This window comes from Kitasatospora sp. NPDC033851, assembly GCF_055576085.1.
Map to the genome: position 1 here is coordinate 207,394 of NZ_JBVIRL010000005.1, position 25,277 is coordinate 232,670.

The following is a 25,277-nucleotide window of genomic DNA, read 5'->3' on the forward strand; positions in this document are numbered from 1 at the left end:
CTGTCAGCTGTCTGCTGTTCGTTGTCTGCTGTCTGCTGCAACCCGTGACCCGTCGTGCTCCACGCGTCGTGCTCCGCCTGTCACCCGGCCGTCGCCCGCTCGACGGCGGCGAGGACCTTCGCGGCGCCGTCCTCGGCGGCGAGGGTGGTGGCGATGGCCTGGGCGCGGGTGCGGTAGCAGGGGTTGTCCAGGGTGCGGCGGAGGGCGGTGGCGAGGCGGGTGGGGGTGAGGGCCCGGAGGGGGACGGGGCCGGGGGAGACGCCGAGGGCGGCGAGCCGGGCCGACCAGAAGGGGGCGTCCAGTTGGGCGGGAACGGGGATGGTCGGGGTCCCGGAACGGAGGGCGGCGGCCGTGGTGCCGGCGCCGGCGTGGTGGACGACGGCGGCCGTGCGGGGGAACAGCCAGTCGTGCGGGGTGTCGCCGATGGTCAGGACGGTGTCCGAGTCCTCGGCGGCCAGACCGCTCCAGCCCGCCTGCAGGAGGAGGCGCACCCGGGCGGCGCGGGCGGCCGCGAGGACGGTGGCGGTGAGCCGCTCGGGGTCCGGGACGACCAGGCTGCCGAAGCCGACGAAGACCGGTGGTGGACCGGCGGCGAGGAAGCCGACGAGCCGGGCCGGAGGTCGCCAGTGCGGCTGTGCGACCGGCCACCAGTAGCCCGCCACGTCCAGTCGGGGGTGCCAGTCGGCCGGCCGGGGAACGACCGTCGGCGAGAAGCCGTGCAGGACGGGGTGGTTGCGCCGGGCCCGGGCGATGCCGAGCGGCGGCAGGCCGAGCCGGCGGCGCAGCCCGCGGACGGCCGGGACGAACAGCTGGTCGGTCGCGGCCTGGACGGCGTGTCCGGCGAGTAGGTTGCCGGGCCGGGAGAGCGATCGGGTGCCCGTGACGGCGGGCGCGAACTCGCGGGTGGGGGCGATGGGTTGGAGGAACAGCCCGATGGTGGGGATGCCGGCGGCTTCGGCGGCGGCCTGGCCGAGCGCGCTGGTGGTGCTGGTGGTCAGCAGGAGGTCGGTGCCGAGTGCGACGGCCCCGACGATGCCGTCGCCGAGCGCGGGCATGAACTTCCGGCCAAGTCGAAGGAGTTGGAGGACGACGGCCGGTCCGCTGCCGGCCTTGAGAAGGCGCCGGCCCTGCTCGGAGGCGAGTTCGGCGCGCGGGTCGACCGGCAGCGGGCGGAACTCCAGTCCGGCCGCCCGTACGGTCTCGGCGAAGGTGGTGTGGGTGGCGACGGCGACCTGGTGGCCGGCCGCCCGCAGGCGGACCCCGAGCCCGGTGAAGGGGGCCACGTCGCCGCGGGACCCGGCGGTGGCGATCAGGATGCGCATGGCCGCAGTATTGCGGCGCGGCCGGGCCGCAGGAAGGACGCCACGCGCGGCGGGCGGGGGAGGGCAGCGGGCGGCGATGGGCGGTGGCCGGATTCGGGCGCTGTGCCCCGCGGCATCGGAACCGGGCGGCGTGCGGTGGCGTCCTTGGGGGCAGAGCGGACGGAACGGGGCCGTCGCGCCGGGGACAGGAGGATGACGGATGGGCATCGTGGCGTGGATCGTGCTGGGCCTGCTGGCGGGAGGGCTGGCCAAGCTGCTGCTGCCGGGCAAGGACCCGGGCGGCTTGATCGTGACCACCCTGATCGGCATCGCCGGCTCCTTCGTCGGCGGCTGGATCGCGTCGCACTTCCTGCACCGGTCGATCAACGCGCACTTCTTCGACGGAGCGACCTGGGTGTCGGCGATCGGCGGCGCCCTGGTGCTGCTGATCGTCTACCGGCTGCTGTTCGGCAACTCGCGTCGCTAGGACGGCTGGTGCAGTCGTCGGCTGTTCGGAGCGGGGGCGCGGGTCGTCCGGGTCGTGCGGGTGGCCGATTCGAGTCGGCCGTCGCGGGTACCGGAAACCAAGCGGCGCCCTCCGGCGTCCTTCGGACCGGACCCGCTGTCTCGACGGGGCCGTCACGCCGATGACGCGAGGGGCGACTGATGAGCTGGATGGCGTGGATCGTACTGGGCCTGGTGTCGGGCACCCTGGCCAGGATGGCGATGCCGGGGAAAGGTGAGCGCGGTCTGATCGGGACCACCCTGATCGGCATCGCCGGCTCCTACGTCGGCACCTGGATCGTCTCGCACTGGATGCACGGGTCGGTGAAGGTGGGTTTCCTCGACCTGACGACCTGGGTGTCGGCGATCGGCGGCGCGGTGGTGCTGCTGTTCGGCTACGGGGTGTTCCTGCGAGTCGTCCGGCGCTGATCGGCCGAATCACCCCGATCACCCTGACCGCCCTGACCGCCCTGATCGCTCCGATCACCCCGAACGCCCGGTCGGTCCGGCCGTCAGTCGGCGTCCGCGGACACCTCGGCGACCCAGCCCGGCAGTTCCTCGCGGGCGTGCAGCCAGGCGGCCGGGACCTCGGCGAGCCCGGTGCGGGCGGCGACCACCCCGGCGGCGATCGCGCAGGTGGTGTCCTGGTCGCCCCAGCCCTCCAGGGTGCGCCAGACGGCCTCGGTCAGTGAGTCCAGGTGCCCGGCGGCGGACCAGAGGGCGAACGGGGCGGTGTCCGGGGCGGAGATCAGGGCCCCGGAGCCGAGCACGGTGGCGGCGTGCCGGACGCTGGTGTGCTCGGGCAGCCGGGCGGCGATCCGCAGGCCGGATCGGACGTCACTGTCGGGCAGCCGTCCGGCGATCTCGGTCAGCAACTCGGCCCGGCCGGGCGGGGTTTCGCCCCGGCTCCGGACGGCGAAGGCCGCCGCGAGGGCGACCGCCACCGCGCCGACGACCGCCTCCGGGTGGAAGTGCGTGGTGAGCGCCTGCAGTTCGGCCTGCCGGGCCACCGCGTCCAGGTCGTCGGCGAACCAGGCGCCCAGCGGGGCGACTCGCATCGCGGCACCGTTCCCGTACGAGCCCTGGCCCTCGAACTGGCCCGCGGTGATGGTCCGCCAGTCCCCGCCCGCCCCGATCCCGCGCAGTACCCGGTGCATCGACGGACCGTACTTGCGGCCGTACTCGCGTGCGTACTCGGCGCCGAACTCCCCGGCCAGCGCGTCCTGACGGACCTCGCCGTGGGTGGTCAGGTGGCGGACCAGCACGAGTGCCATCGCGGTGTCGTCGGTCCAGTGCCAGGGCGCGGGGCGGGTCAGGCGCGCGGCCAGCGCCGCGGGCGCCTCGTCCACCGGGACCGAGAACCAGCGGTCGCCGAAGGCGTCGCCGAGGGCGAGCCCCCGCAGGCTGTCCAGGACCGGACCGGCCGTACGCATGTCATCCTCCAGGTGAGATCAACCGTGTGCGGCAGTCTGCCGGACGGCCGAGGCGCCGACGACCGGATTTCCTCCGGGTGTCGGCGTCTCGATCACCTGTGCGTGGTGCGTCACTTGGCCTTCAGGCCGCCGAGGACGAGCTTCCACACGGCCTCGAAACGCTCGTCGGCACCTGGAGCGGACCAGGTGGGCGCGTAGGCCGGGTCGTGGAACGGGGCGGTGGCGTCGAAGACGGCGCGGGCGGTGTTCAGGATGTGGCCGAGCTTGAACTCCTTGCTGTCCACGCCGTCCTGGAAGATCTGCGCGATCTGCTTGACCAGGGTGTCGATGTGCGCGTCGACGGTGCCGCTGGTCTCCTCGACCAGCACCATGTAGGTGGCGAACAGCTCCGGGTCGTCGAGCGCCTTCTTCCGCTTGGCCGCGAACAGTGTCGTCAGCCAGCGGTGCAGCCGCTCGGCGGCGGGGCCGCCCTCGGTGGAGATGGTGGCGAGCTGGTAGTGCGCCTGGTCGAGCCAGCGCTGGGTGACCGCCTCGCGCAGCGCCGCCTTGCTCGGAAAGTGGCGGTAGACGCTGCTGTGGCTTACGCCGAGGATGCGGGCGACGTCCACGACGGTGGCCTTGGCCGGGCCGAACCGCCGGAGGACGTCCTCCGCCGCGATCAGGATCTGCTCGGCGGTGAGTGTGGTGTCCGTGGTCACGGGGAGGTCCGTCCTTAGGGTCGTGCGATCGGTCGGTGCCGGGGTGCTCCGGCCCGCGGTGTCGGTGCTGCGGGTGTCGCAGCCCGGGGCTGGTCAGCGCTCGCTGTCCAGGTGGGCCATCTGCGCCGCAGCGTACCGGTCACCTGCGGCGGAGCCGGCGGGGACGGCCGCCTCGATGGCGGCGAGGTCGGCCTCGGTCAGGGTGACGTCGAGGGAGCCGAGGGCCTCGGCCAGACGCTCCCGGCGGCGGGCGCCGACCAGCGGGACGATGTCCTGCCCGCGCGAGGCCACCCAGGCGATGGCGACCTGGGCGACGCTCGCTCCCTTCGCGGCGGCGATCACGCGCAGCGCCTCGACCAGCGCGAGGTTGTGGGCCAGGTTCTCGCCCTGGAAGCGCGGGCTGTGGCTGCGGAAGTCGGTGCCGGCGAGGGCGCGCTCCTGGTTCCAGTGGCCGCTGAGCAGGCCGCGGGAGAGCACGCCGTACGCGGTGATGCCGATGCCGAGCTCACGGGCGGTGGGGAGGATGGCGGTCTCGATCGAGCGGGTGAGCAGGGAGTACTCGATCTGCAGGTCGCTGATCGGGTGGACGGTGGCGGCCCGGCGCAGGGTGTCGGCGCCGACCTCGGAGAGGCCGATGTGGCGGACGTAGCCGCCCTTCACCAGGTCGGCGATGGCGCCGATGGTCTCCTCGATCGGGATCGTCGGGTCGAGGCGGGCCGGTCGGTAGATGTCGACGTGGTCGGTGCGCAGGCGGCGCAGGGTGTAGGTGAGCGCGGTCTTGGTGGCGGCGGGGCTCGTGTTGTAGCCGAGCCACTGGCCGTCCGGGCCGCGCTGGGCGCCGAACTTCACGCTGATCTGCACGCTCTCGCGGTCGCGGCCGCGCAGGGCCTCGTGGATCAGCAGCTCGTTGTGGCCCATGCCGTAGAAGTCGCCGGTGTCGAGGAGGGTGAGCCCGGCGTCGAGGGCGGCGTGGACGGTGGCGATGCTCTCGGCCTCGTCGGCCGGGCCGTACATGTCGGACATGCCCATGCAGCCGAGGCCGAGGGCCGAGGTGACGGGCCCGGCGGTGCCGAGGGGGCGCTGCGCGGGGCGGGTGGTCGAGGACATGGGTACTCCAGGGGAGGCGGGGGCGGGGTGGCCCGAGTCCCACTATGGCACGACAGCGAACAGATTTCAAAATCTGTTCGCTGTCGTCTGTTATCTGAAAGTTGAAATCTGTCGATTGTCATCTGTTGGGGATTGCGGAACGCCCCGACCGGGTCGCCCAGTCCTCACGCCCGCCCGGGGAGCGGAGGAGGTGGGCCCGGGCGGGTGGCAGGTTTCGCCACACCGTGCGCTCGCCCAGCCCGTACGTCGCCTCGAACTGCCGCAGCAGTCGCACCACCGCGCGGTGGTGGGCGCCCCGGCGGGCTCCCGAGGTGAGGGTGCGCGCCGTCGTGGTGCCGAGGTACCCGAAATACGTCAGCTCGCCGCCGGGCGCCAGCAGCCGCAGGTAGAGGCCGAGGATCTCGCGGACCTGCGCGAGGTGGAAGTTGGTGAACGGCAGCCCGGACACGATCGCGTCGTACCGCTCCCCGTGCTCCGCCGGTCCGGACCCCGCCGGTCCGGACCCCGTCGGTGCGGCCTCCGTTGGTGCGGCCTCCGTCGGTCGGGCCCCTGTCGGCGCCGGCGGGCGGGGGCACTGCAGCTCCTCGACCCGGCAGGCCGAGAGTCGCAGCCCTACTCCGGGGCGGCGGGCGGCCAGCACCGGGTCCTCCCGCAGCCGGTCGGCGAACCGCGGGTTCGCCTCGACGACGTGCAACCGGTCTCCCGGGCGCAGCACTTGGACCAGCCGGCGGGTCACCACGCCGGTGCCGGCGCCGACCTCGAGCACCGAGATCGGCCGGTCGGGGCGGCTGGTGACCGGCACCACCAGCGCGCTCACCAGCTCCGGGCCGCTCGGGGCCAGGGCGCCGGTGTCGTGGAACGTGCGCAGGGCCTCGGCGAGGAACAGCAGGTGGTCCCGACCGGACGGTGAACAGTGTTCCGAGGGAGCAGAGTTGGTGCGTCGGTGGAGCTGGTCGTCCGTCATGTCATCGACGTTAGGAAGGGCGGGAGCGCCGCGAATCGGCCGGTCAGCGGCGCGCACCCCCGACGAAAGTCGAGGGTGCGGTTGGCCGGAAGACGGAGGCGGCCCGGAGCCGAGCGCCCCTAGCATCGAGCCCGTGTCCGTGTCCGTCCGTGTCCGCGCCCGCGTCCGCGCTTGTGCCCGACGGACCGCAGGGCGGAAGGCGGAGGCGGAGGGCGGAGGGAACGGCGAACGAACCGCGGAACGAGGAGAGGAGGAGCCCGATGCGCAGGAGCCTGCTCGGCTGGTACGGCCCGGACCGTCGGCCCTGGACCGACACGTTGCTGCTGTTCGGCCTGCTCGCCCTCGCCGCCGAGGAGTCCCTGGTCCAGTGGCTCCACGCGGACGGCCCGCTGCGCGTGCCGCGTACGGTCGTGGCCGCGCTCGCCTCGCTCTCGCTGCTCTTCGCCCGCCGTTCCCCGGTCGCCTCCGCCGTACTGCCGGTGCTCACCGCCGGGCTGTTCAACCGGGCCTTCCCCGGTCTGTTCAGCGTCTTCCACCTCGCCTACCTCGGCCGGACCGGCCCGGCGGCGGCCGGGGGCACGGTCATCGCGGTGGTCAGCGCGTCCGGCGCGCAGTCGCTGGTCGGCTGGGCCGGCACCACCGGCTCCCAACTCCTTGTCCAGGCAGCCACCTTGTCGGTCGGCCTGTGGCTGCACGGCAGACGGGTGCTGATCCGCACCCTGCACGAGCAGGTCGACGCGCTGCGCCGCGAGCGCGAGTTGCGCGCCGAACAGGCCCGGGCCACCGAACGCGCCCGGATCGCACGGGAGATGCACGACGTGCTGGCCCACCGCCTCAGCTTGCTGGTGCTGCACGCCGGCGTGCTGCGCGACCAGGCCCGGGCGGGTACCGTCGCCGCCGACCAGGACCGGCTCACCCACCGGCTCGAACTGCTGCGCACCACCGCCGCCAGCTCGCTCGACGACCTGCGGGACGTCCTGGGAGCGCTGCGCGCCGAGCCGCCGACCCGACCCGACGCCCAGGGCGAGGGCGAGGGCGAGGGCGAGCCGTCCCGGCCGAGCGGGGCCGGGCCCGTCGCGGGGCCCGCCCTGCGCGACCTCACCGAGCTCGTCGGCGAGGCGGTCCAGGCCGGGCAGCAGGTCGAACTGGCCACCGCCGGCGACCCGGAGACCGTCCCGACCACCCACCGGCTGGCCGTGCACCGCCTGGTCCAGGAGGCGCTGACCAACGCCCGCAAGTACGCGCCCGCCGCGCCGGTTACCGTCCGGGTCGGCTACGGGGAGCCGGCGACCACCGTCGAGGTCCGCAACGGCCCGGGTGAGGCGCCGCCGGACGGTCCGGGCACGGGCGGCGGGTACGGCCTCGTGGGGTTGAGCGAACGGGTCGGCGCGCTCGGCGGTCACTTCGACGCGGGCCCGGACGGCAGCGGCGGCTTCCGGCTCTCCGCCCGGTTACCCGGGCCGGTCCGCTCGCTGCGGCCGGTCCAGCGGCAGCAACCGATCCAGCCGTAGCGGCCCGAGCGGCCCGATCAGTTCCAGCAGCCGACACCGCAACCGACACCGCAACCGACGCAGCAGCCGAAGGAGAGCGCATGATCCGTACGATGGTGGTCGACGACGACCCGCTGGTTCGCCTCGGTCTGGTCGACCTGCTCGCCCAGGACCCGGTGCTCACCGTGGTCGCCGAGGCCGCCGACGGGCTCCAGGCCGTCGAACTCGCCGGGAGTCGGCGGATCGACGTCGCGCTGATGGACATCCGGATGCCCCGGCTCGACGGCATCGCCGCCACCCGCCGCCTGCGCGAACTGCCCGACGCCCCGCGGGTGATCGCGCTCACCACCTTCGACCTGGACGAGTACGTGTACCAAGCGCTCGCCGCCGGGGCCGACGGCTTCCTGCTCAAGGACACCCCGCCCGCCGAGATCGCCCGGGCCGTGCATGTCGTCGCGGGCGGCCAGGGGATGCTGCACCCGGCGGCCGCGCGACGCCTGATCGACCGCTACCACCGTGGCGGCGCCCCCCGGTCGGTGGCCGCCCGCGGCCGGGTCGCCGGGCTCACTCCGCGCGAGACCGACGTGCTGCGCGAACTCGCCGACGGGCTTTCCAACGCCGAGATAGCGGGCGTCCTGGGGATGCGGGAGAGCACCGTCAAGGCGCACGTCAGCCGGATCCTGACCGGGCTCGGCGTCGGCAACCGGGTCCAGGCCGCGCTGCTGGCACGCGATGCCGGGCTGGTCGGGGACGGCGTCTGAGGGCGGCGGCTGTGCCGCCCCCAGCGGCGGCGCACCGGCGGTCCCTCGGCGGTGCGGGCGGCCCTTCGGCGGCCCAGCGGCGACGGAGCGGTCGAGGACGGCGCACGGCAGGGGCTCGTCGGGGCATGACATCGACCGGTGTTCACGCGGGTATTCCCCGGATGTTCCCCCGGAGTCAGGGCGGCCGTCGGAGCGGGCTTCCCTGAGCCGTCGCGTGCTCCCGGTTCGTACCGCGGGCTGAGCCGCTGTCACCCATCCGGCGTGGAAATGCCGTGCCTTGGCGGTTTGCGCTGCCGAACCCGGGAGGCGGGTCCATGGTGGAGATGGGCGCGATCCGGCGACCGCGCCCGCGCGCCGATCCAGGCCCGCGTGCCGCGCGCCCGCCGCCGTTCCCCGACGGGTGTCCGAGGCTGGGCCCGGTACCGGCACGCTGGGAGCAGGGCCACCTCGCAGGAAGCCGAACGGTTCTTCTAGGCTCACATCTCGGCTTCCCTGCGGTGGTCGGGTCACTGCGCCCGCCGTCAGGAGGCCGCCGTCCACGGGGCTCCGGGCGGACCGGGGCCACCGGATCGAGCGAGGAGAACGCAATGCCAAGCACGCCGCCCAGCCGTTCCACCACACTTGGGCCAGACGGGCCGTTCCGGCGGGCCGCCGATCATCCCGGCCGCACGGCGCGGTCCGGCCGGGGCTGGTACCCGGGTGGGAGCGGTCGGCCGGCCCGGCCGCTGAATACCGGCGGCGGCCGCGGAGGCGAGCGTTGAGTCCCCAGATCGTCGGCTCGCCCGCCGCGCCGGATGCCGCCGCGGAACCCGACAGAACCCAGGCCTCCGTCCCCGCCGCCGCCGACGGCGAAGCCCTCGCCGCAGCCGTCACCACCACCGCGGCAGCCACCACCACCGCAGCCCCGACGTCGGCCGCCACCGCGAACCCCGCGCCTGCCGCCGTTGGCACCGCCGTTGCCGCTGCCACCGCTGCCACCGCCGCCGCGAACGCCCCGGTCACCGCGGCGCTGCCCGGTCTGCCGCAGGCACTCAGCGCCCGCGCCCGTACCCTCGCCGGCGCCGTCCGACGCCGCTGCGCCGACCTGGCCCGGATCGAGTCACCCAGCGGGGACGCCCCCCGACTCGACGCCCTCGCCGAGGAGTTGGCCGCCGGCTTCCGCGCCACCGGTGCCACGGCCCGCCGCGAACCCGGTCCGGCCGGTGACCACCTCGTTCTGGAGTGGGAGGGGCGGGACGAGTCCCTGCCGCACCTGCTGATCGTCGGCCACCATGACACCGTCTGGCCGGTCGGCACCCTGGCGGACTGGCCGGTCACCGAGCAGGACGGCCTGCTGACCGGCCCCGGCGTGGTCGACATGAAGGGCGGACTCGCCATCCTGGAAGGCGCGTTGGCGCTGCTCGCGGACCTGGGGGAGCGGCCGCACCGGGCCCTGCGCCTGGTCGTGGTCTCCGACGAGGAGGTCGGCAGCCCGGACGGGCGGCGCCTGGTCGAGCGCCAACTGCGCGGCGCCGCCGCAGTGCTGGGGCTGGAGCCGCCGCACCCCGACGGCCGGCTGAAGACCGCGCGGCGCGGCAGCACGCGGGTCCGGCTCACCGTGACCGGGCGCGAGGCGCACGCGGGCAACGACGCCCACGACGGGGTGTCGGCGGTCGACGAGCTGGTGGACCAGCTTGTGGCCGTCCGCGGCCTCGCGGGCCAGCCCGGTACGGAGCTCAACGCCGGTCGGATCAGCGGTGGTTCGCGGGCCAACGTGATAGCGGGACGAGCCGAGGCCGAGCTCGGCCTGCGGTTCTCCACCGCCGAGGCGCAGCGCCGTACGCTCGACCACCTCGCCCGGCTCACCGCGCTGCGCCCGGGTGCCCGGGTGCGGACCGAGGTGCTGTCCAGCCGTCCGGCGTGGCCTGAGCGGACGGGCAACCCACTGCTGCGGCACGTGCGTTCGCTCGCCGCGGTGCTCGGGCAGCAGGTGGACGGCGCCCCGGCGGGCGGGGCGGGGGACACCAACCTGCCGGGCTCGCGGGGGCTTCCGACCCTGGACGGCTTCGGCGCGGTGGGCGCCGGGGCCCATGCCCGGCACGAGCACATCCGGCTGGACCAGCTCGCCCCCCGGATCGCCCTGCTGGCGGCGCTCCTGGCCGTACCGCTGCCGCGACTGCGCGACCGCGCGGAGGGGTGAGCGGACGGTGGGCCGCTGACGGCGGACGAGTCGCGGCCGACTGCGAACAGGTAGCCGCTGACGGCTGACTGTCGGCAGCGGGCGGTCGGCGGCTGGCGGCGAACAGATCACAGATCACAGATCACAGATCACAGATGACGGAAGACAGATAACAGCTGACAGATTTCGAAATCTGTCAGCTGTTATCTGTCTCGCGCCTTGCCATCCCTCTGCCCCGCCGCGCAGAATGGTACCGACCGAACGGTCAGTCGGTTGGCGCCCGAGCCCGGGCAGACCGACAGCGCAGGACACGAGAGGGGACTGTGGTGACAGCAGAGGTGGCCGAGGCGGTCCCCGCGCAGACGCCGGAGGACCGGTTCGAGGCGGTCATCGCCGCCGAGCAACGGATCGAGCCCAGGGACTGGATGCCCGACGCCTACCGGGCCACCCTGATCCGGCAGATCGCCCAGCACGCCCACTCCGAGATCATCGGCATGCAGCCCGAGGGCAACTGGCTCACCCGGGCCCCCTCGCTGCGCCGCAAGGCCATCCTGCTCGCCAAGGCCCAGGACGAGGCCGGCCACGGCCTCTACCTCTACGCCGCCGCCGAGACCCTCGGCATCGACCGCGCCGAGCTCACCGAGAAGCTGATCTCCGGCCGCCAGAAGTACTCCTCGATCTTCAACTACCCGACCCTCACGTTCGCCGACGTCGGCGTGATCGGCTGGCTGGTGGACGGCGCGGCGATCTGCAACCAGGTCCCGCTCTGCCGCTGCAGCTACGGCCCGTACGCCCGCGCGATGGTGCGGATCTGCAAGGAGGAGTCCTTCCACCAGCGCCAGGGCTACGAGCTCCTGATGACGCTGATGCGCGGCACCGAGGCCCAGCGCCGGATGGTCCAGGACGCCGTGGACCGCTGGTGGTGGCCGTCGCTGATGATGTTCGGCCCCTCGGACGCGGACTCGCCGAACACCGCCCGCTCGATGGCCTGGCGGATCAAGCGGCACAGCAACGACGAGCTGCGGCAGCGCTTCGTCGACATGACCGTCCCGCAGGCCGAGCACCTGGGCGTCACCCTCCCCGACCCCGAGCTGAGCTGGAACGAGGAGCGCGGCGGCTGGGACTTCGGCGAGCCGGACTGGTCCGAGCTGAACCGGGTCATCCGCGGCCAGGGCCCCTGCAACGCCCAGCGGATCGACCGCCGCCGCGCCGCCCACGAGGACGGCGCCTGGGTCCGCGAAGCGGCCGTCGCCTACGCCGCCAAGCGCGCCGCGGAGCAGTCCGCCCGCACCGCCGAGCAGCACGCCGAACAGCACGCCACCGAACAGGAGAACGGAAAGTGACCGAGCCCAAGGCCGACTCCACGGCCGCGCCCACGGCCGGCTGGCCGCTGTACGAGGTGTTCGTGCGCCCCCGGCGCGGGCTGAACCACGTCCACGTCGGCTCGCTGCACGCGGCCGACGACCGGATGGCCCTGCTCGCCGCCCGCGACCTCTACACCCGCCGCAACGAGGGCGTCAGCCTGTGGGTGGTCCGCTCGGACGCGATCACCGCCTCCACCCCGGACGAGCGCGACCCGTTCTTCGAGCCCAGCGGCGACAAGGTCTACCGCCACCCGACCTTCTACGACATCCCCGAGGATGTCCCGCACATCTGACGGGGGAACCGCCATGCAGGACCACACCGCCACGCAGGGACACGCCGCCACCGGCGCCGACCACGACGACCACGTCTACCTCAGCCTCACCGAGGCGGCCCCCGGCCCCGAGGGCGAGGGCCGCTGGGCGTACGGGACGGGCTTCGCCGACCCGCTGCTCGGCGTGGACACCACCCTGCCCGCCGGGATCGACGGCACGGACCTGGCCGCCTACTGCCAGATGCTCGGCGACGACGCCCTGGTCCTCTCCCAGCGGCTGATCGAGTGGTGCACCCGGGCGCCCGAGCTGGAGGAGGAGGTCGCGCTCGCCAACCTGGGCCTCGACCTGCTCGGCCAGTCCCGCCTGCTGCTGACCCGGGCCGGCCAGGCGGACGGTTCCGGCCGCACCGAGGACGACCTCGCGTACTGGCGCGAGGACCGCGAGTTCCGCAACGTCCGGCTGGTGGAGACGCCGAACGGCGACTTCGCGTACTCGATCGCCCGGCTGCTGCTGTTCGCCACCGCGCGAGGCGCCCTGTACGAGGCGCTGAGCGCGCACCCCGACCCGGTGCTGGCGGCGGTCGCGGCCCGGGGCGTCAAGGAGCTGGCGTACCACCGCGAGTACGCCACCGCGTGGACCCTGCGCCTGGGCGACGGCACGCCGTACTCCGCCGAGCGGATGCAGGCCGGGCTGGACGCCGTCTGGCCGCTGCTGGAGGAGCTGTTCACGGCCCACCCGGTGGAGCTGCGGGTGGGCGTCGACCCGGCGACCCTGCGCGAACCCGTGCTGCGCTCGCTCGCCGCCGTCCTCGCCGAGGCCGGGCTGACCGTGCCGGACGTGCCGCCGCTGGCCACCGTCCTCGGCCTGGCCGGCCGGGACGGCGTGCACACCGAGGCCCTCGGCCCGCTGCTCGCCGAGCTGCAGGTGCTGGCCCGCGCACACCCGGGGGCGACGTGGTGACGGACGACGTGGTGACGGAACACGCGGTGGTGGACGACGCGCTGGTGGGCGACGTGCTGGTGGACGACGTGGTGACGGAGGACGCGGTGGTGGAAACCGTCGGCCTGGCGACCGTGGGCACCACCCGCGACCCGGCCTGGGCGGTCGCCGCGGCCGTCCCGGACCCGGAGCTGCCCATGCTCACCCTGGCCGACCTCGGCGTCCTGGCCGACGTCGAGGTGGACGGTGGCACCGGTGCGGTCACCGCCTGGCTGACCCCGACCTACTCGGGTTGCCCCGCCGTCGCCGAGATGGCCGCCGACGTGGACCGCCGGCTGCGCGCCGCCGGGTACCGGGAGGTCCGGGTGCGGCTGCGGCTGGACCCGCCGTGGTCCACCGACCTGATCACCGCCGAGGGCCGCCGCAAACTCGCCGAGGCCGGGATCGCCCCGCCGCGTCCGACCTCCGCCGTCCGCGCGGCCGGACCGGTCCTGCTCGCCCTCGGCCCGACCCGCGCCGGAGCCGAGACCCGTACCGGAGCCGAGACCCTCGCCGGAGCCGCCATCGCCGCGACCGGTACCGCAGTCGCGACCCGTACCGCAGCCGTTGCCCTGGCCCCCGTGCCGTGCCCGCTCTGCGGTGCGACGGAGACGGAGGAGCTGTCCCGCTTCGGCTCCACCGCCTGCAAGGCGCTCTGGCGCTGCCGCGCCTGCCGGGAGCCCTTCGAACGCGTCAAGGAGATCTGAATGCCCGCCGCCGTCTCGCCCGCCTCCGCCGACACCCCGGCGACCGGCATCCGCCCGGCCCGCCGCCCCACCTTCCACCGGCTGCGGATCGACCGGGTGGAGCGGCTCTGCGAGGACGCCGTGGCGGTGACCTTCGAGGTGCCGGACGAGCTGACGGAGGCGTTCGCCTTCCGCCCCGGGCAGACCCTGACGCTGCGCAAGCTGGTGGACGGCGCGGACGAGCGCCGCTCGTACTCCATCTGCGCCCCCGTCGGCGGCCCGCTGCGGATCGCCGTCCGGGAGGTGCCGGGCGGGCTGTTCTCGCGCTGGCTGGTGCGCGAGGCCCGGTCCGGCGAGGAGGTGGAGGTCCTGACGCCGTCGGGCCTCTTCACCCCCGAACTCGGCGTCCCCGCCGACCACGTGCTGCTCGCGGCCGGCTCCGGCATCACCCCGATGCTGTCGATCGCCGGCTCGGTGCTGGCCGCCGACCGCCGCTCCACCGTCACCCTGCTCTACGGCAACCGGCGCAGCGACACCGTGATGTTCGCGGACGAGCTCGCCGACCTGAAGGACCGCTACCTCGGCCGCTTCCAGCTGGTCCACGTGCTCTCCCGGGAGACCAGGGACGCCGAGCTGCTCAGCGGACGCCTGGACCCGGAGCGGGTGCGGGCGCTGCTGGCGGCGCTGGTGGATGTCGGGAGCGTCGGGCACTGGTGGCTGTGCGGCCCGTTCGGCATGGTCACCGGGGCGAAGGAACTGCTCGCCGAGCTGGACGTCCCGGGCGAGCGGGTGCACCAGGAGCTGTTCCACGCCGAGGACGAGCCGCTCCCGGAGCGCGACGAGGACTGGGACCGCACGGACGCCTCGTCCGCCGGCGGGCCCGGTGAGCACAGCGAGGTCACCCTCGTCCTCGACGGCCGGGGCAGCGCCCTCTCCCTCCCGCGCGACCGCTCGATCCTGGACGGCGCCCAGCGCTCCCGCCCCGACCTGCCGTTCGCCTGCAAGGGCGGGGTCTGCGGCACCTGCCGCGCCCTGGTCACCGAGGGCGAGGTGGAGATGCGCCGCAACTTCGCCCTGGAGGAGAAGGAACTGGCCGCCGGTTACGTCCTCACCTGCCAGGCCCGCCCGCTCACCGACCGGGTGACGGTGGACTACGACCGCTGAGCCCCGCGGTCGGCGGGTGATCCGGCGGCGGCCGGGTGGTCAAGCGTCAGACGACGCTCCGGGGACGGTCAGACCGCCGCCGGCACGGGCTGCTCCACCGGGTCGGGCTGCATCGCCGGGCCGGGCTGTTTCGCAGGGTCGGGCTGCTCCGCCGGCGCGGGCTGTTCCGCCGGGTCGCCGAGCAGCTTGACCAGGTCGTTGACGGCCGCGCGCCCGGCCCGGTTGGCGCCGACGGTGCTGGCAGAGGGGCCGTAGCCGACCAGGTGGACGCGCGGATCGGCGGTGGCGCGGGTGCCGGTGAGCGCGATGCCGCCGCCGGGGGAGCGCAGCCCGAGCGGGGCGAGGTGACCGACCTCGGGGCGGAAGCCGGTGGCCCAGACGATCGCGTCCACCGCCAGCTCCTCGTCACCCCACGCGACTCCGCGCTCGGTGAGGCGGTCGAACATCGGCCTGCGGTGCAGCGCGCCCAGCTCCTCGGCGCGCCGGTAGGCGACGGACGGGCCCAGCCCGGTCACGCTCACCACGCTGCGCACCGGCAGCCCCTGCCGGACCCGCTCCTCGACCTTGGCGACCACCGCGCGCCCGTACTCAGGAGTGAACGGCCCTTCGTGGTAGACGGGTTCGGAGCGGGTGACCCAGACCGTCTCGCCGACCGCCGCCACCTCGGACAGCACCTGGATCGCCGAGGCGCCGCCGCCCACCACCAGGACGCGCTTGCCCGTGAACTCCTCGGGGCCGCGGTAGTCGGCGTAGTGCAGCCGGCGCCCGGCGAAGTGGCCCGGGTAGTGCGGGAGGAAGGGTCGGGTCCAGGTGCCGGTGGCGTTGATCAGCGCGCGGGTGGACCAGGCGCCGCGGTCGGTCTCCACCAGCAGCCGGGAGTCGGGGCGCTCGGACTCGGCGTGTACGGCGCGCACCGCGACCGGGCGTACGACCGGGAGCGCGTGCCGGGCCTCGTACGCCGCGAAGTACCCCGGCACCACCTCGCGTGCGGGCGCCTCGGGGTCGGCCGGCGGGAGTTCGGCGTCCGGGAGGTCGTGGAAACCGTGCACGGTGGCCATCCGCAGGGACGGTGAGCGGTGCGCCCAGGCGCCGCCGGGCTCGGCGTCGGCGTCGAGCACGACGAAGCCGCCGTCGGTGCCCGCCCGGTGGGGGGCGAAGCCGCGGCGGCGCAGGTGGTAGGCGGCGGACAGGCCCGCCTGCCCGGCGCCCACCACCAGGACGTCCACGCGCTGCGGCGCGGCGTCCGTCGCGCCGAAGGTTGTTGCACCGTAAACAGTCACGCCCGTGAAACATCGGGGGCCCGGCGACTGTTCCCGCCGTTCGTGCTTGTACCCGCTGCTCCCGTGGGCGGGCGGGACCGGGTTTCAGCCGATCGGGGAGATCAGCGCGGCGGTGCCGTAGGCGCAGACCTCGGTGCCGACGTCCGCCGCCTCCGTCACGTCGAAGCGCATCATCAGGACGGCGTTGCCGCCGCGCGCCCTGGTCTGCTCCACCAGCCGCTGCATCGCCTCGTTGCGGCTCTCGACCAGGGTCTTCGTCAGACCGCGCAGCTCGCCGCCGATCAGCGACTTCAGACCGGCACCGATCTGGCTGCCGACGTGGCGGCTGCGGACGGTCAGCCCGAAGACCTCGCCGATCACGTGATCGACCCGGAAGCCGGGGATGTCATTGGTGGTCACGACCAGGACATCGGCGTTCGGGCCCTGCCCGCCGCCGTACTCATTGATGTCAGCCATGGGACGCATCCTGCCAATGTCATGCGTCCGAGTGACCGAGGCTGGGCCGGGCGGTGGCCGAGAAGGCTGCCGGAAGCTGGGCCGGACCGGTGATCGGGCGGCCGAAAAGCCGTACCGTAGCCCCATGGGCGAGCGAAGCGATCATCCACAGGGGCCGGGCGCGGCGGAGGACTCCGGTGCGCAGGAGATCGAGGCGACGGTGGTGCTGGGCCTGCGGATCACCGACTGGCCGGCCCTGCGCGCGGCCGCGATCAGGGTCGTCGAGGAGCTGGACTTCGGGGGCATCGACCCGGCCGGCCAGCGCCGTGAACTGCTGCGCGAGGTCGCCGAGGACGCCAACGCGGCGCTCGGCGCGCTGCTGCACCCGGACCGGTTGGTGGCCGCCATCCCCGGGGTCGAGGCGATCGGCGGCACGCTGGAGATCAGCGTGACCGAGGACTTCACGCCGGACTTCGCCGAACTCTTCCCGCTGGAGAGCGACGACGAGGACGGCGGCGCGGGCGCGGACTGGACGCTCACCCCGCGCACCGCCTGCCTGCTCCACGCCCAGCTGCTCGGCCTGGCCGACGCCGCCTACGACGACCTCGACGAGCACGGGGACGAGGCGGTCGCCGACGGCGAGGACATCGACTGGACGGTCTTCGCCCGCCTGCCCCAGCGCACCTGGCGGATGCACGTGGCCTGGCGCCGGGCGATCGCCCGGGCCTTCGACGACTTGGCCGACGACCTCGCGCTCGGCGAATGGCCGCTGCCGCGCTGCCTGGCGGAGGAGATCGGGCTGCGGATGGCGCTGGTGGACGCCCGGGCACTGCTCGGTGCGCAGCCCGAGTCGGTGGCCGACATGATGGGCGACCTCCCGGCCGATCTCTACGACTACGACTGGGACGGCTGCAACGACGAGCTGTTCGGCGTCTACGGGCCCGACGACGGTGACCCCGAGCTCGGTGCGGAACAGCGGACGGAGGCGCTGCTGGCGGCCACGCACCCGGAGGGCTGGTTCCTGATGTACGAGGACGCGGAGGAGCGAGACCCGCAGCGCGGCTACCGGCGCTGACCGGAGCGGATGGGACGGCCGGGACTGGGCGCCGGACGGCCGGGGCGGGTCTGTGATCGGGTGGGGCGGGTCGCCGGCCGGGCGGCTAGGCTGCGGGCATGTCCGATGTGCCTGATATGCGTGAGGTGTCCTCGACTGGTTCCGGCCGGGCCGGCGAACCCCTGGCCGGTGGCGACGATCGGGCACTGGACCGGATCGCGCTCGGGCTGGACGGCGTACGGGCGGCCCAGCGCGGGCAGACGGCCGAGGCGCGGGCCGGCTTCGAGGCGCTCTGGGAGGAGCTCGGGGACCAGGACGTCTTCCACCGCTGCGTGCTGGCGCACTATCTGGCCGATCTTCAGGACGACCCGCAGGCCGAGCTGGAATGGGACCGGCGGGCGCTGGCCGCCGCCGACTCGCTGACCGCCGAGCGCGCCCGGACCTACGAACCGGCCCTCCAGGTACGCGCCTTCTACCCCTCGCTGCACCTCAACCTGGCCTCCGACCACCTCAAGCTCGGCGAGCCAGACCTCGCGCGCGAACAGTTGGATCAGGCCGTGCGCAGCCTGGACGCGCTGCCCGAGGACGCCTACAGCGCGGGCATCCGGGCGGCCGTGGACGAGCTGCGGCAGCGGCTGCGCTGAACGGGGGCTGAACCGGGGCCGAAAGCGGGCCGAAAGGGGGCCGAAAGCGGGCCGGACGGGGTGGGCCGAGCCGGGCCGGGTGGGGCTGGCATGCTGGACGGGTGACTTCTCCGTTCGATGCCCCGGCTTCCGTTCCCCCGGTTTCCTCGCCTGCCTCACCTGCCTCGCCTTCCGCAACTGACGCGGGCTCCGGCGAATCCCCGGCCCCCGAGGGTCGTGACGCGCGGCCGCAGTACGTGCTGCCGCTGCTCGTCCGACTGGAGCGGGCCACCCCGCCGGGGCGGACGGACGCGCTGGAGACCTCGGCCCGGGCGGTGCTCACCCTGCTGGCCGACCCGCGGGTGACCGAGGCGGACGGCGAGTGGGCCGAGCGGGTCGCGGCCTGGGAGGACGCCCGGATCCGCAAGGTGGTCCGGCGGGCCCGTGGCGGGGAGTGGCGCCGGGCCGGGGAGCTGCCGGGCATCACGGTGCGGGGGCGGGAGGCGGAGGTGCGGGTGTTCCCGCCGATCCCGCTGGACGGCTGGCCGAAGGAACTCGCCAAGTTGCAGGTCTCCGGGACGGACCTGGAGGAGACCGCCGAGGTCGGCGCGCCCGAGCCGGGGCTGCCGGTGCTGTGGCTCAACCCGGAGCTGGAGATGAGCGCGGGCAAGACCATGGCCCAGACCGGACACGCCGCCCAGCTCGCGTGGTGGGAGCTGGACGAGACGCAGCGCAAGGAGTGGGCGGAGTCCGGCTTCGCGCTGGCGGTGCGGACGGCCGAGCCCGAGGCGTGGGAGGAACTCCTCCGCAGCGGGCTGCCGGTGGTCCGGGACGCGGGCTTCACCGAGATCGCCCCCGGGCCGACTGTTGCAGTCGAAGGAGGCGAGCGCTACTGCCCCACCCCGCGCCTTCGGCGTTCGTGAACGCGTCGTCACCCGGAGAACCGGTACCGGGGATCAGGCCGCGACGAGTTCCTGCTCCCGGTCCGGCGTCGTGACCTTGGGCTTCTTGTTCGGCAGCGAGAGCCGGAAGACCTTGCGCCACGCGGAGAACACCTGCTTCGGCAACGGTCCGGTGACGTACTCCAGCTCGTACTTCTCGAACAGCGCGCGCACCTTCACCGCGACCTCGGCGTACCGGTTGCTCGGCAGGTCCGGGAACAGGTGGTGCTCGATCTGGTGCGACAGGTTGCCGGTCATGAAGTGCATGGCCCTGCTGCCGCTGATGTTCGCCGAGCCCATCATCTGGCGCAGGTACCACTGGCCGCGCGTCTCGCCCTTGATCGACCGGCGCTCGAAGACCTGGACACCCTCGGGGAAGTGCCCGCACATGATCACCGAGTGGGTCCAGATGTTGCGGACCAGGTTCGCGGTGAACGTGGCGGCCAGCGTGGTGAGGAACGACGGGCCCGACAGCAGCGGGTGGATCACGTAGTCCTTGAGCACCTGCTTGCGGATCTTGCGGCCCACGGCCTTGGCCCGCGCGCGGAACTCCGGGTTCCTGCGGCGGCGCTTGTGCAGGTTCTTGCCGAGCTCCAGGTCGTACGCCGCGATGCCGTACTCGAAGAAGCAGGCGTTGACGAGGTTCCACAGCGGCTGGCCGAGGTGGAACGGGTGCCACTTCTGGTCCTCGTCGACGCGCATGATGCCGTAGCCGAGGTCGTTGTCCTTGCCGATCACGTTGGTGTACGTGTGGTGCAGCTCGTTGTGCGAGTGCTTCCACTGCTCGGACGGCGAGACGTGATCCCACTCCCAGGTGGTGGAGTGGATCTTCGGGTCCCGCATCCAGTCCCACTGGCCGTGCAGGATGTTGTGGCCGATCTCCATGTTGTCCATGATCTTCGCCACGGACAGACCGGCGGTGCCGAGCAGCCACGCGGGCGGGAAGATCGAGAACAGCAGCACGCCCCTGCTGGCCAGCTCGAGCTTGCGCTGCGCCGAGATGACCTTGCGGATGTAGGCGGCGTCCTTCTCGCCGCGATCGGCGATCACCTCGTCGCGGATCGCGTCCAGCTCGCGGCCGAGCTCCTCGATCTGCTCCGCGGTCAGGTGGGCGGTGGGGTCGATGGCGGTCAAGGTGCCTCTACCGTTCGATGTCGCAGGGGCCCGCCGCGGCGGACACGCAGGTCTGGATGAGGACGCCCGGTTCGGCCTCGGTGATCTCGCCGGTGCGCAGGTCGCGGACGGCGCCCGCCTTGAGCGGCGTGACGCAGCCGAAGCAGATGCCCATACGGCACCCGGAGGGCATCAGCACGCCGGCTTCCTCGCCGACGTCCAGCAACGGCGTGGCGCCGTCCGCGTCGACGGTCTTGCCGGTGGCGCTGAACGTGACCTCGCCGCCGTCGCCGGTGACGACGATGCGGGGGCGGAACCGTTCGGTGCGCAGACGCTCTCGGACGCCGTGCTCGGTCCAGTGCTCCTCTGCGGCGTCGAGCAGGCCCGCGGGCCCGCAGGCCCAGGTCTCGCGCTCGGCCCAGTCGGGCACGAGTTCGCCGAGACGGGCGATGTCGAGCCTGCCGCCTTGGTTGGTGTGCACCTCGGTGAGGCGCAGCTTCTTGTCCGCGACCAGGCTGTGCAGTTCGCCGCGGAAGATCACGTCTTGCGGCTGCGGCGCGCAGTGGACCATGACGACGTCGTCCAACTCGATGTCGCGCAGCATGCCCATCACGGGCGTGATGCCGCTGCCGGCCGTCAGGTAGAGCACCTTGGCGGGCGTGGCCTGCGGCAGCACGAAGTCACCGGTCGGCTGGTCGAGCTGGATCAGCGTGCCCGGTGTCGCCCTGCGGACCAGGTGGTTGCTGACCTTGCCGTCCGGGATCGCCTTCACGGTGATCGTGATGCGGCCGTCCTGGCGGTTTGTCGGCGAGGTGATGGAGTAGGCACGCCACAGGCGCCTCCCGTCGACGTCGACCCCGATCCGCACGTACTGACCGGCCGTGTGGCCGCGCCAGCCCCGTCCCGGCCTGATCACGATGGTCGCGGCGTCACCCGTCTCGGGGTGCACGGCCTCGATGCGCCCACGCAGGTCCGCGCCCGCACGCAGCGGGCTGACCAGGTCGAGGTAGTCCGACGGCAGCAGCGGCGTCGTGACCATCTCCAGCAGTTTCCACGCCCTGCTGCGGAGGGCTGCACTCGTCATGACTCCAGCTTGCTGCGCCTCAGGGCGTAAAGTCCTGACCATAGGACGTAAATCTGGTCGGCTGAATTGTTCGCAGGGAACAAAAACGTGAGCCATGCAATCCTGAGGGCCAGCGAGCTGGTCCTGGATGAGACGACGGTCACCGCGCTTCGGGCTGTGCTGACGGCCACCGCCGACGAGGTCGTCGAGGCGATCATTGACGAGGTCCCTCCCTATGCCAACGCCCTTTCGGGCCGCATGGGCGGCACCATCCGCCGAGCCGTCCGCACCGCCCTGGGGCACTACCTGGACCTCGCGAGCGGGAACGCCACGGGTGGCGACGCCGGTGACGCAGCCTACGAGCTGGGCCGCGGCGAGGTGCGCGACGGCCGTTCGATGGACGCCCTGCTCAGTGCCTACCGCGTCGGCGCCCGCGTGGCCTGGCGATGCCTGGCAGCGGGTGCCGTACCCGCGGGTCTGCCCGCCGCCGAGGTCGCCAAGTTCGCCGAGCTGACCTTCGCCTACATCGACGAGCTCTCCGCCGCGAGCGCCGCGGGCCATGCCGACGAACTGGCCGCCCGGGGCAGGGCCCACGAGCGCCACCTGGAACACCTGGCCCGCGACCTCCTCGCCGGCGCGAGCCCGGACGTGTTGCTGGCCTCTGCTCAACGGGCCGGGTGGCAGCCCCCGGTTTCGCTGACCGCCGTCCTGCTGCCCGCCGCCCAGGCCCGGCCCGCCTACCGCGCGCTCGACCCGAGCACTCTCGTCCTCGACGATCTGCCGGACGCCACCGGTGTGCTGCTCGTCCCCGATGCCGACCGATCACACCTCTTGCGGCAGCTGACCGACCGCACCGCCGTGGTCGGTCCGGCACGGCCATGGACTCGTGCGTCCGCCTCGTACGCACGAGCCGCACGCGCGCGCTCCCTCTCCTCTGATATTCGCGACACCGAGGACCACCTTCCCGAGCTGGTGCTGAGCGCCGACGTGGACGCGTTCGCAGACCTGCGTGCCCGAGCCCTCGCACCGTTGCGGACCTTGCCTGCCGCGACCGCACGGCGGCTGGAGGAGACCTTGCGGGCGTGGCTGCTGCACCAGGGCAGGCGGGACGAGGTGGCGGCGGCGTTGTTCGTCCATCCCCAGACAGTCCGGTACCGGATGTCGCAGCTGCGGGAGCTGTTTCCGGATCTCGCATCGCCGCACCGGGTCCTTGAACTGACCCTGGCGGTGGGTCTTCGGGTCAGTTAGGCCCTTGATCTCTTGTGCGACCAGCAAGGACCCCCGTACAGGGAGATCGCCCCGGGCGGCTGCACGGTGATCGCGGCACCCGGCGCTGTGGCGGCTGGCGGATGGCAGCGAACAGCGAACAGCGAACAGCGAACAGCAGACAGATGACAGATTTCGAAATCTGAAAGCTGAACCCTGTCATCTGTTCGCTGTCTGCCGTTACCCGCCCGACGCCTCGTACCGGCGCATCGCCCGCAGGCCGCCGAGGACCGCCAGCGCCGTCCAGAGCGCCATGATCAGCAACCCGGTCCAGTGCCCGTAGTGGACGCCCGGCTCCGGCTGGGTGCGCATCGCGTACAGGCCGGCCCGGTCGGGCAGGAACTGGCCGACCTCGCGGACGCCGGGGATGGCGGCCAGCCATGTGGTGCCGAGGAAGACCATCGGGGTGAGCAGGCCGAGTGCGGCGCTGAAGTTGCCCAGCATGGTGGTCAGTCCGAGGCAGATCAACACCATCATCGGGTGGTACAGGACACCGGCGAGGAAGCTTCGGGTCAGGCCCGGGGTGGAGAAGTCCAGGCCGGCGGTGGCGTCGACGGCCAGGAACGATCCCGCCGTGGAGACCAACCCGAGCAGCAGGCCCAGCCCGGCGCCGAGCGCGAGCTTGGCGCCGTAGAGCCGACCGCGTCGCGGGACGGCGGTGAGCGAGCTGCCGATCATGCGGGTGTTGAACTCCGGCCCGATCAGCAGGATTCCGAAGCAGGCCACGGCGACGTGGCCGAACAGCAGCCCGTAGAAGATCCCGCCGGCCGGGTCCGCTCCGGGGGTGTGGTCCTTCGCCCCGTAGGCGGCGTTGACCGCCGCCGTGATGCCGACGGTCAGCGCCAGTGCGACCAGCGGGGCCGCCCACTGCGAGGGCAGGGTGGTGAACTTGATCCGTTCGGCGCGCAGGGCGCCGGAAAGCGTGCTCACGGTCTCTCCCATCTCCCGTTCATCCGGGGTTACTTGGTGGGGCTACGGCGCATCGCCCGCAGGCCGCCGTACGCCGCCAGCGCCGTCCAGAGCGCCATGATCAGCAGTCCGGTCCAGTGGCCGTACCCGACCTGCGGGTCGTCGACGTACCGCAGCGCGTACTGGCCGGCCCGGTCGGGCAGGAACCGGACCACCCGGCGGATCCCGGGCACGCCGCTGAGCAGCGGCGAGAGCAGGAAGACGGTCGGGACCAGCAGCCCCATGGCGGCGGTGAGGTTGCCGAGCGCGGTGGTCACTCCGAGGCAGAACACCACCAGTAGCGCCTGGTAGAGCACACCGGCGACGGCGCTGCGGACGAGGGGCGGGCCGTCCCAGGCGCCGGGGACGGTGGCCGCGTACCCGGCGAACGCGCCCGCCGTCCCGACGGCGCCGACGACCAGGCCGACCAGCCCGCCCAGCGCCAGCTTGGCGCCGTACAGTCGGCCGCGTCGGGGCACGGCGGTGAGCGAAACGTCGATCATCCGGGTGTTGAACTCCTGGCCGATCAGCAGGATGCCGAAGCAAGCCAGCGCCGCCTGACCGAAGTTGAGCCCGTAGAAGACGCCGATGCTCGGGTCGTCGGTGATGTTGCGGTCCCTGCCGCCGAGGGCCGCGCCGACGGCCGTGGTGGCCCCGGCGGTGAGCAGGAGGGCGAGCAGCGGGGTGACCCAGAGCGAGCGGAGGGTGGAGAGCTTGACCCGTTCGGCGCGGAAGGCGCCGAAGGCGGCCGACCTCATACGGCGGCCTCCGCCCGGTACTCGACGCTGTCCGCGGTCATCCGCATGAACGCCTCCTCCAGTGAGTCCTGTTGGACGGCGATCTCGTACAGCACCACGCCGTTGGCCGCGGCGAGCGCGGCGATCCGCTCGGGCTCGGCGCCGCTCACCTCCCAGGCGCCGCCGTCGACTTCGGTGGCGTCGAGGTCATGGCCGGTGCCGCCGAGCAGGGCGGCCAGCTTGGTCGGGTCGACGGCCCGCACCCGGATCCGGGTGCGTCCGTGGCGGTCGATGAAGTCGGAGGTCGCGGCGTCGGCGAGCAGCCGGCCGCGGCCGATCACCACCAAGTGGTCGGCGGTGAGGGCCATTTCGGTCATCAGGTGGGAGGAGACCAGTACCGCCCGGCCCTCGGCGGCCAGGTCGCGCAGCAGGGTGCGGATCCAGCGGATGCCTTCGGGGTCGAGGCCGTTGACCGGCTCGTCCAGCATCAGGACCGGCGGGTCGCCGAGCAGTGCGGCGGCCACGCCGAGGCGCTGGCGCATGCCGAGCGAGAAGCTCCGGATCCGGCGCCCGGCCGCGTCCGCCAGGCCGACCTGGGCGAGCACCTCGCCGACCCGGCGCTCCGGCAGCCCGTTGCTCGCGGCGAGCCAGCGCAGGTGGCCCCGGGCGGTCCGCCCGCCGTGCAGGGCCTGGGCGTCCAGCAGCGCGCCCACCCGGCGCAGCGGGTCGGCGAGTTCGGTGTACGGGCGGCCGTCGATCAGGGCGCGGCCGGCGGTGGGGCGGTCGAGGCCGAGGACCAGGCGCATGGTGGTGCTCTTGCCGGCGCCGTTCGGGCCGAGGAAGCCGGTCACCACGCCGGGTCGGACCTCGAAGGTCAGCTCGTCGACGACGCGTCGGCCGTCGTACTCCTTGGTCAGGCCCTGGATCTCGATCACG

Annotated in this window: 26 protein-coding genes; 14 read left to right on the plus strand and 12 right to left on the minus strand. The window is 73.5% G+C overall.

Annotated features, from left to right (window positions below; all coding sequences use genetic code 11):
* Window positions 1-80: 80 nt before the first annotated feature.
* A complete protein-coding gene (locus ACZ51D_RS12660) occupies window positions 81-1,322 on the minus strand; it encodes a glycosyltransferase (RefSeq protein ID WP_465620716.1) in 1,242 nt (413 codons plus the stop codon).
* A 199-nt stretch (window positions 1,323-1,521) separates the two neighbouring features.
* On the opposite strand from ACZ51D_RS12660, the gene ACZ51D_RS12665 reads away from it, so the two are divergent.
* Together ACZ51D_RS12665 and ACZ51D_RS12670 are read left to right on the plus strand one after the other, a co-directional pair.
* Complete coding sequence (locus ACZ51D_RS12665) at window positions 1,522-1,788, plus strand: GlsB/YeaQ/YmgE family stress response membrane protein (RefSeq protein ID WP_360490218.1); 267 nt, start codon at window positions 1,522-1,524, stop codon at window positions 1,786-1,788.
* 179 nt (window positions 1,789-1,967) lie between these two features.
* The gene (locus ACZ51D_RS12670) at window positions 1,968-2,234 is read left to right on the plus strand and encodes a GlsB/YeaQ/YmgE family stress response membrane protein (protein WP_360490216.1); all 267 of its coding nucleotides are present in this window, start codon (window positions 1,968-1,970) and stop codon (window positions 2,232-2,234) included.
* 83 nt (window positions 2,235-2,317) lie between these two features.
* On the opposite strand, the gene ACZ51D_RS12675 is transcribed toward ACZ51D_RS12670, so the two are convergent.
* The 4 genes from ACZ51D_RS12675 to ACZ51D_RS12690 all read right to left on the minus strand — a co-directional run bounded on the left by ACZ51D_RS12675 (window position 2,318) and on the right by ACZ51D_RS12690 (window position 6,007).
* Entirely contained in the window at window positions 2,318-3,238 is a 921-nt protein-coding gene (locus tag ACZ51D_RS12675) for an ADP-ribosylglycohydrolase family protein (RefSeq protein WP_465620713.1), read from the minus strand.
* 110 nt (window positions 3,239-3,348) lie between these two features.
* A complete protein-coding gene (locus ACZ51D_RS12680) occupies window positions 3,349-3,936 on the minus strand; it encodes a TetR/AcrR family transcriptional regulator (protein ID WP_465620712.1) in 588 nt (195 codons plus the stop codon).
* Between the two features lie 93 nt (window positions 3,937-4,029).
* Window positions 4,030-5,043, minus strand: a complete 1,014-nt coding sequence (locus ACZ51D_RS12685; RefSeq protein WP_465620710.1) for an aldo/keto reductase — start codon at window positions 5,041-5,043, stop codon at window positions 4,030-4,032.
* A 118-nt stretch (window positions 5,044-5,161) separates the two neighbouring features.
* Window positions 5,162-6,007 carry a class I SAM-dependent methyltransferase gene (locus tag ACZ51D_RS12690; RefSeq protein ID WP_465620708.1) on the minus strand — a complete coding sequence of 282 codons (846 nt, stop codon included), beginning with the start codon at window positions 6,005-6,007 and terminating at the stop codon, window positions 5,162-5,164.
* Between the two features lie 260 nt (window positions 6,008-6,267).
* Here ACZ51D_RS12690 and ACZ51D_RS12695 point away from each other — a divergent pair, with 260 nt between their 5' ends.
* From ACZ51D_RS12695 to paaE, 8 genes are all read left to right on the plus strand, one after another.
* Window positions 6,268-7,518, plus strand: coding sequence for a sensor histidine kinase (locus tag ACZ51D_RS12695; RefSeq protein WP_465662207.1), 1,251 nt, complete (start codon window positions 6,268-6,270; stop codon window positions 7,516-7,518).
* A gap of 80 nt (window positions 7,519-7,598) precedes the next feature.
* Complete coding sequence (locus ACZ51D_RS12700) at window positions 7,599-8,258, plus strand: response regulator (RefSeq protein ID WP_465662209.1); 660 nt, start codon at window positions 7,599-7,601, stop codon at window positions 8,256-8,258.
* A gap of 757 nt (window positions 8,259-9,015) precedes the next feature.
* Window positions 9,016-10,437 carry a M20 family metallopeptidase gene (locus ACZ51D_RS12705; protein ID WP_465662211.1) on the plus strand — a complete coding sequence of 474 codons (1,422 nt, stop codon included), beginning with the start codon at window positions 9,016-9,018 and terminating at the stop codon, window positions 10,435-10,437.
* A gap of 305 nt (window positions 10,438-10,742) precedes the next feature.
* Window positions 10,743-11,759: a 1,2-phenylacetyl-CoA epoxidase subunit PaaA gene (gene paaA, locus ACZ51D_RS12710; RefSeq protein ID WP_360490200.1), complete on the plus strand. Its 1,017-nt coding sequence runs from the start codon at window positions 10,743-10,745 to the stop codon at window positions 11,757-11,759.
* A complete protein-coding gene (gene paaB / locus ACZ51D_RS12715) occupies window positions 11,756-12,073 on the plus strand; it encodes a 1,2-phenylacetyl-CoA epoxidase subunit PaaB (protein WP_465662213.1) in 318 nt (105 codons plus the stop codon). Before paaA ends, paaB begins: the two co-directional genes overlap by 4 nt.
* Window positions 12,074-12,086: 13 nt before the next feature.
* Window positions 12,087-13,013: a 1,2-phenylacetyl-CoA epoxidase subunit PaaC gene (paaC, locus tag ACZ51D_RS12720; RefSeq protein WP_465620699.1), complete on the plus strand. Its 927-nt coding sequence runs from the start codon at window positions 12,087-12,089 to the stop codon at window positions 13,011-13,013.
* Between the two features lie 176 nt (window positions 13,014-13,189).
* A complete protein-coding gene (locus ACZ51D_RS12725; RefSeq protein WP_465662352.1) occupies window positions 13,190-13,738 on the plus strand; it encodes a PaaD-like zinc ribbon domain-containing protein in 549 nt (182 codons plus the stop codon).
* Window positions 13,739-14,881: a 1,2-phenylacetyl-CoA epoxidase subunit PaaE gene (paaE, locus tag ACZ51D_RS12730; protein ID WP_360490194.1), complete on the plus strand. Its 1,143-nt coding sequence runs from the start codon at window positions 13,739-13,741 to the stop codon at window positions 14,879-14,881. It begins immediately after the preceding gene.
* A gap of 68 nt (window positions 14,882-14,949) precedes the next feature.
* On the opposite strand, the gene ACZ51D_RS12735 is transcribed toward paaE, so the two are convergent.
* Window positions 14,950-16,161 carry an NAD(P)-binding domain-containing protein gene (locus tag ACZ51D_RS12735; RefSeq protein WP_465662215.1) on the minus strand — a complete coding sequence of 404 codons (1,212 nt, stop codon included), beginning with the start codon at window positions 16,159-16,161 and terminating at the stop codon, window positions 14,950-14,952.
* An 84-nt stretch (window positions 16,162-16,245) separates the two neighbouring features.
* Window positions 16,246-16,617, minus strand: coding sequence for a YbjQ family protein (locus ACZ51D_RS12740; RefSeq protein ID WP_465620695.1), 372 nt, complete (start codon window positions 16,615-16,617; stop codon window positions 16,246-16,248).
* A 124-nt stretch (window positions 16,618-16,741) separates the two neighbouring features.
* On the opposite strand from ACZ51D_RS12740, the gene ACZ51D_RS12745 reads away from it, so the two are divergent.
* The 3 genes from ACZ51D_RS12745 (at window position 16,742) to ACZ51D_RS12755 (ending at window position 19,196) form a co-directional block, all read left to right on the plus strand.
* Entirely contained in the window at window positions 16,742-17,671 is a 930-nt protein-coding gene (locus ACZ51D_RS12745; RefSeq protein WP_360490188.1) for a hypothetical protein, read from the plus strand.
* Window positions 17,672-17,769: 98 nt separating this feature from the next.
* Window positions 17,770-18,294: a hypothetical protein gene (locus ACZ51D_RS12750; RefSeq protein WP_465620693.1), complete on the plus strand. Its 525-nt coding sequence runs from the start codon at window positions 17,770-17,772 to the stop codon at window positions 18,292-18,294.
* Between the two features lie 101 nt (window positions 18,295-18,395).
* Window positions 18,396-19,196, plus strand: coding sequence for an aminoacyl-tRNA hydrolase (locus ACZ51D_RS12755; protein WP_465620691.1), 801 nt, complete (start codon window positions 18,396-18,398; stop codon window positions 19,194-19,196).
* Window positions 19,197-19,229: 33 nt separating this feature from the next.
* Here the strand turns inward: ACZ51D_RS12755 and ACZ51D_RS12760 are convergent, their stop codons facing one another.
* Together ACZ51D_RS12760 and ACZ51D_RS12765 are read right to left on the minus strand one after the other, a co-directional pair.
* Entirely contained in the window at window positions 19,230-20,348 is a 1,119-nt protein-coding gene (locus tag ACZ51D_RS12760; protein WP_465620689.1) for a fatty acid desaturase family protein, read from the minus strand.
* A 7-nt stretch (window positions 20,349-20,355) separates the two neighbouring features.
* Window positions 20,356-21,411, minus strand: coding sequence for a ferredoxin reductase (locus ACZ51D_RS12765; protein ID WP_465662217.1), 1,056 nt, complete (start codon window positions 21,409-21,411; stop codon window positions 20,356-20,358).
* Between the two features lie 87 nt (window positions 21,412-21,498).
* On the opposite strand from ACZ51D_RS12765, the gene ACZ51D_RS12770 reads away from it, so the two are divergent.
* Window positions 21,499-22,638, plus strand: a complete 1,140-nt coding sequence (locus tag ACZ51D_RS12770; protein ID WP_360490177.1) for a helix-turn-helix domain-containing protein — start codon at window positions 21,499-21,501, stop codon at window positions 22,636-22,638.
* A 198-nt stretch (window positions 22,639-22,836) separates the two neighbouring features.
* On the opposite strand, the gene ACZ51D_RS12775 is transcribed toward ACZ51D_RS12770, so the two are convergent.
* From ACZ51D_RS12775 to ACZ51D_RS12785, 3 genes are read right to left on the minus strand one after another with little or no spacing between them, the layout of a single operon-like run.
* The gene (locus tag ACZ51D_RS12775; protein WP_465620685.1) at window positions 22,837-23,586 is read right to left on the minus strand and encodes a hypothetical protein; all 750 of its coding nucleotides are present in this window, start codon (window positions 23,584-23,586) and stop codon (window positions 22,837-22,839) included.
* A gap of 29 nt (window positions 23,587-23,615) precedes the next feature.
* Window positions 23,616-24,362: a hypothetical protein gene (locus ACZ51D_RS12780; protein ID WP_465620684.1), complete on the minus strand. Its 747-nt coding sequence runs from the start codon at window positions 24,360-24,362 to the stop codon at window positions 23,616-23,618.
* Window positions 24,359-25,276, minus strand: coding sequence for an ABC transporter ATP-binding protein (locus tag ACZ51D_RS12785; protein ID WP_465620682.1), 918 nt, complete (start codon window positions 25,274-25,276; stop codon window positions 24,359-24,361). Before ACZ51D_RS12785 ends, ACZ51D_RS12780 begins: the two co-directional genes overlap by 4 nt.
* Between the last annotated feature and the right edge of the window lies 1 nt (window position 25,277).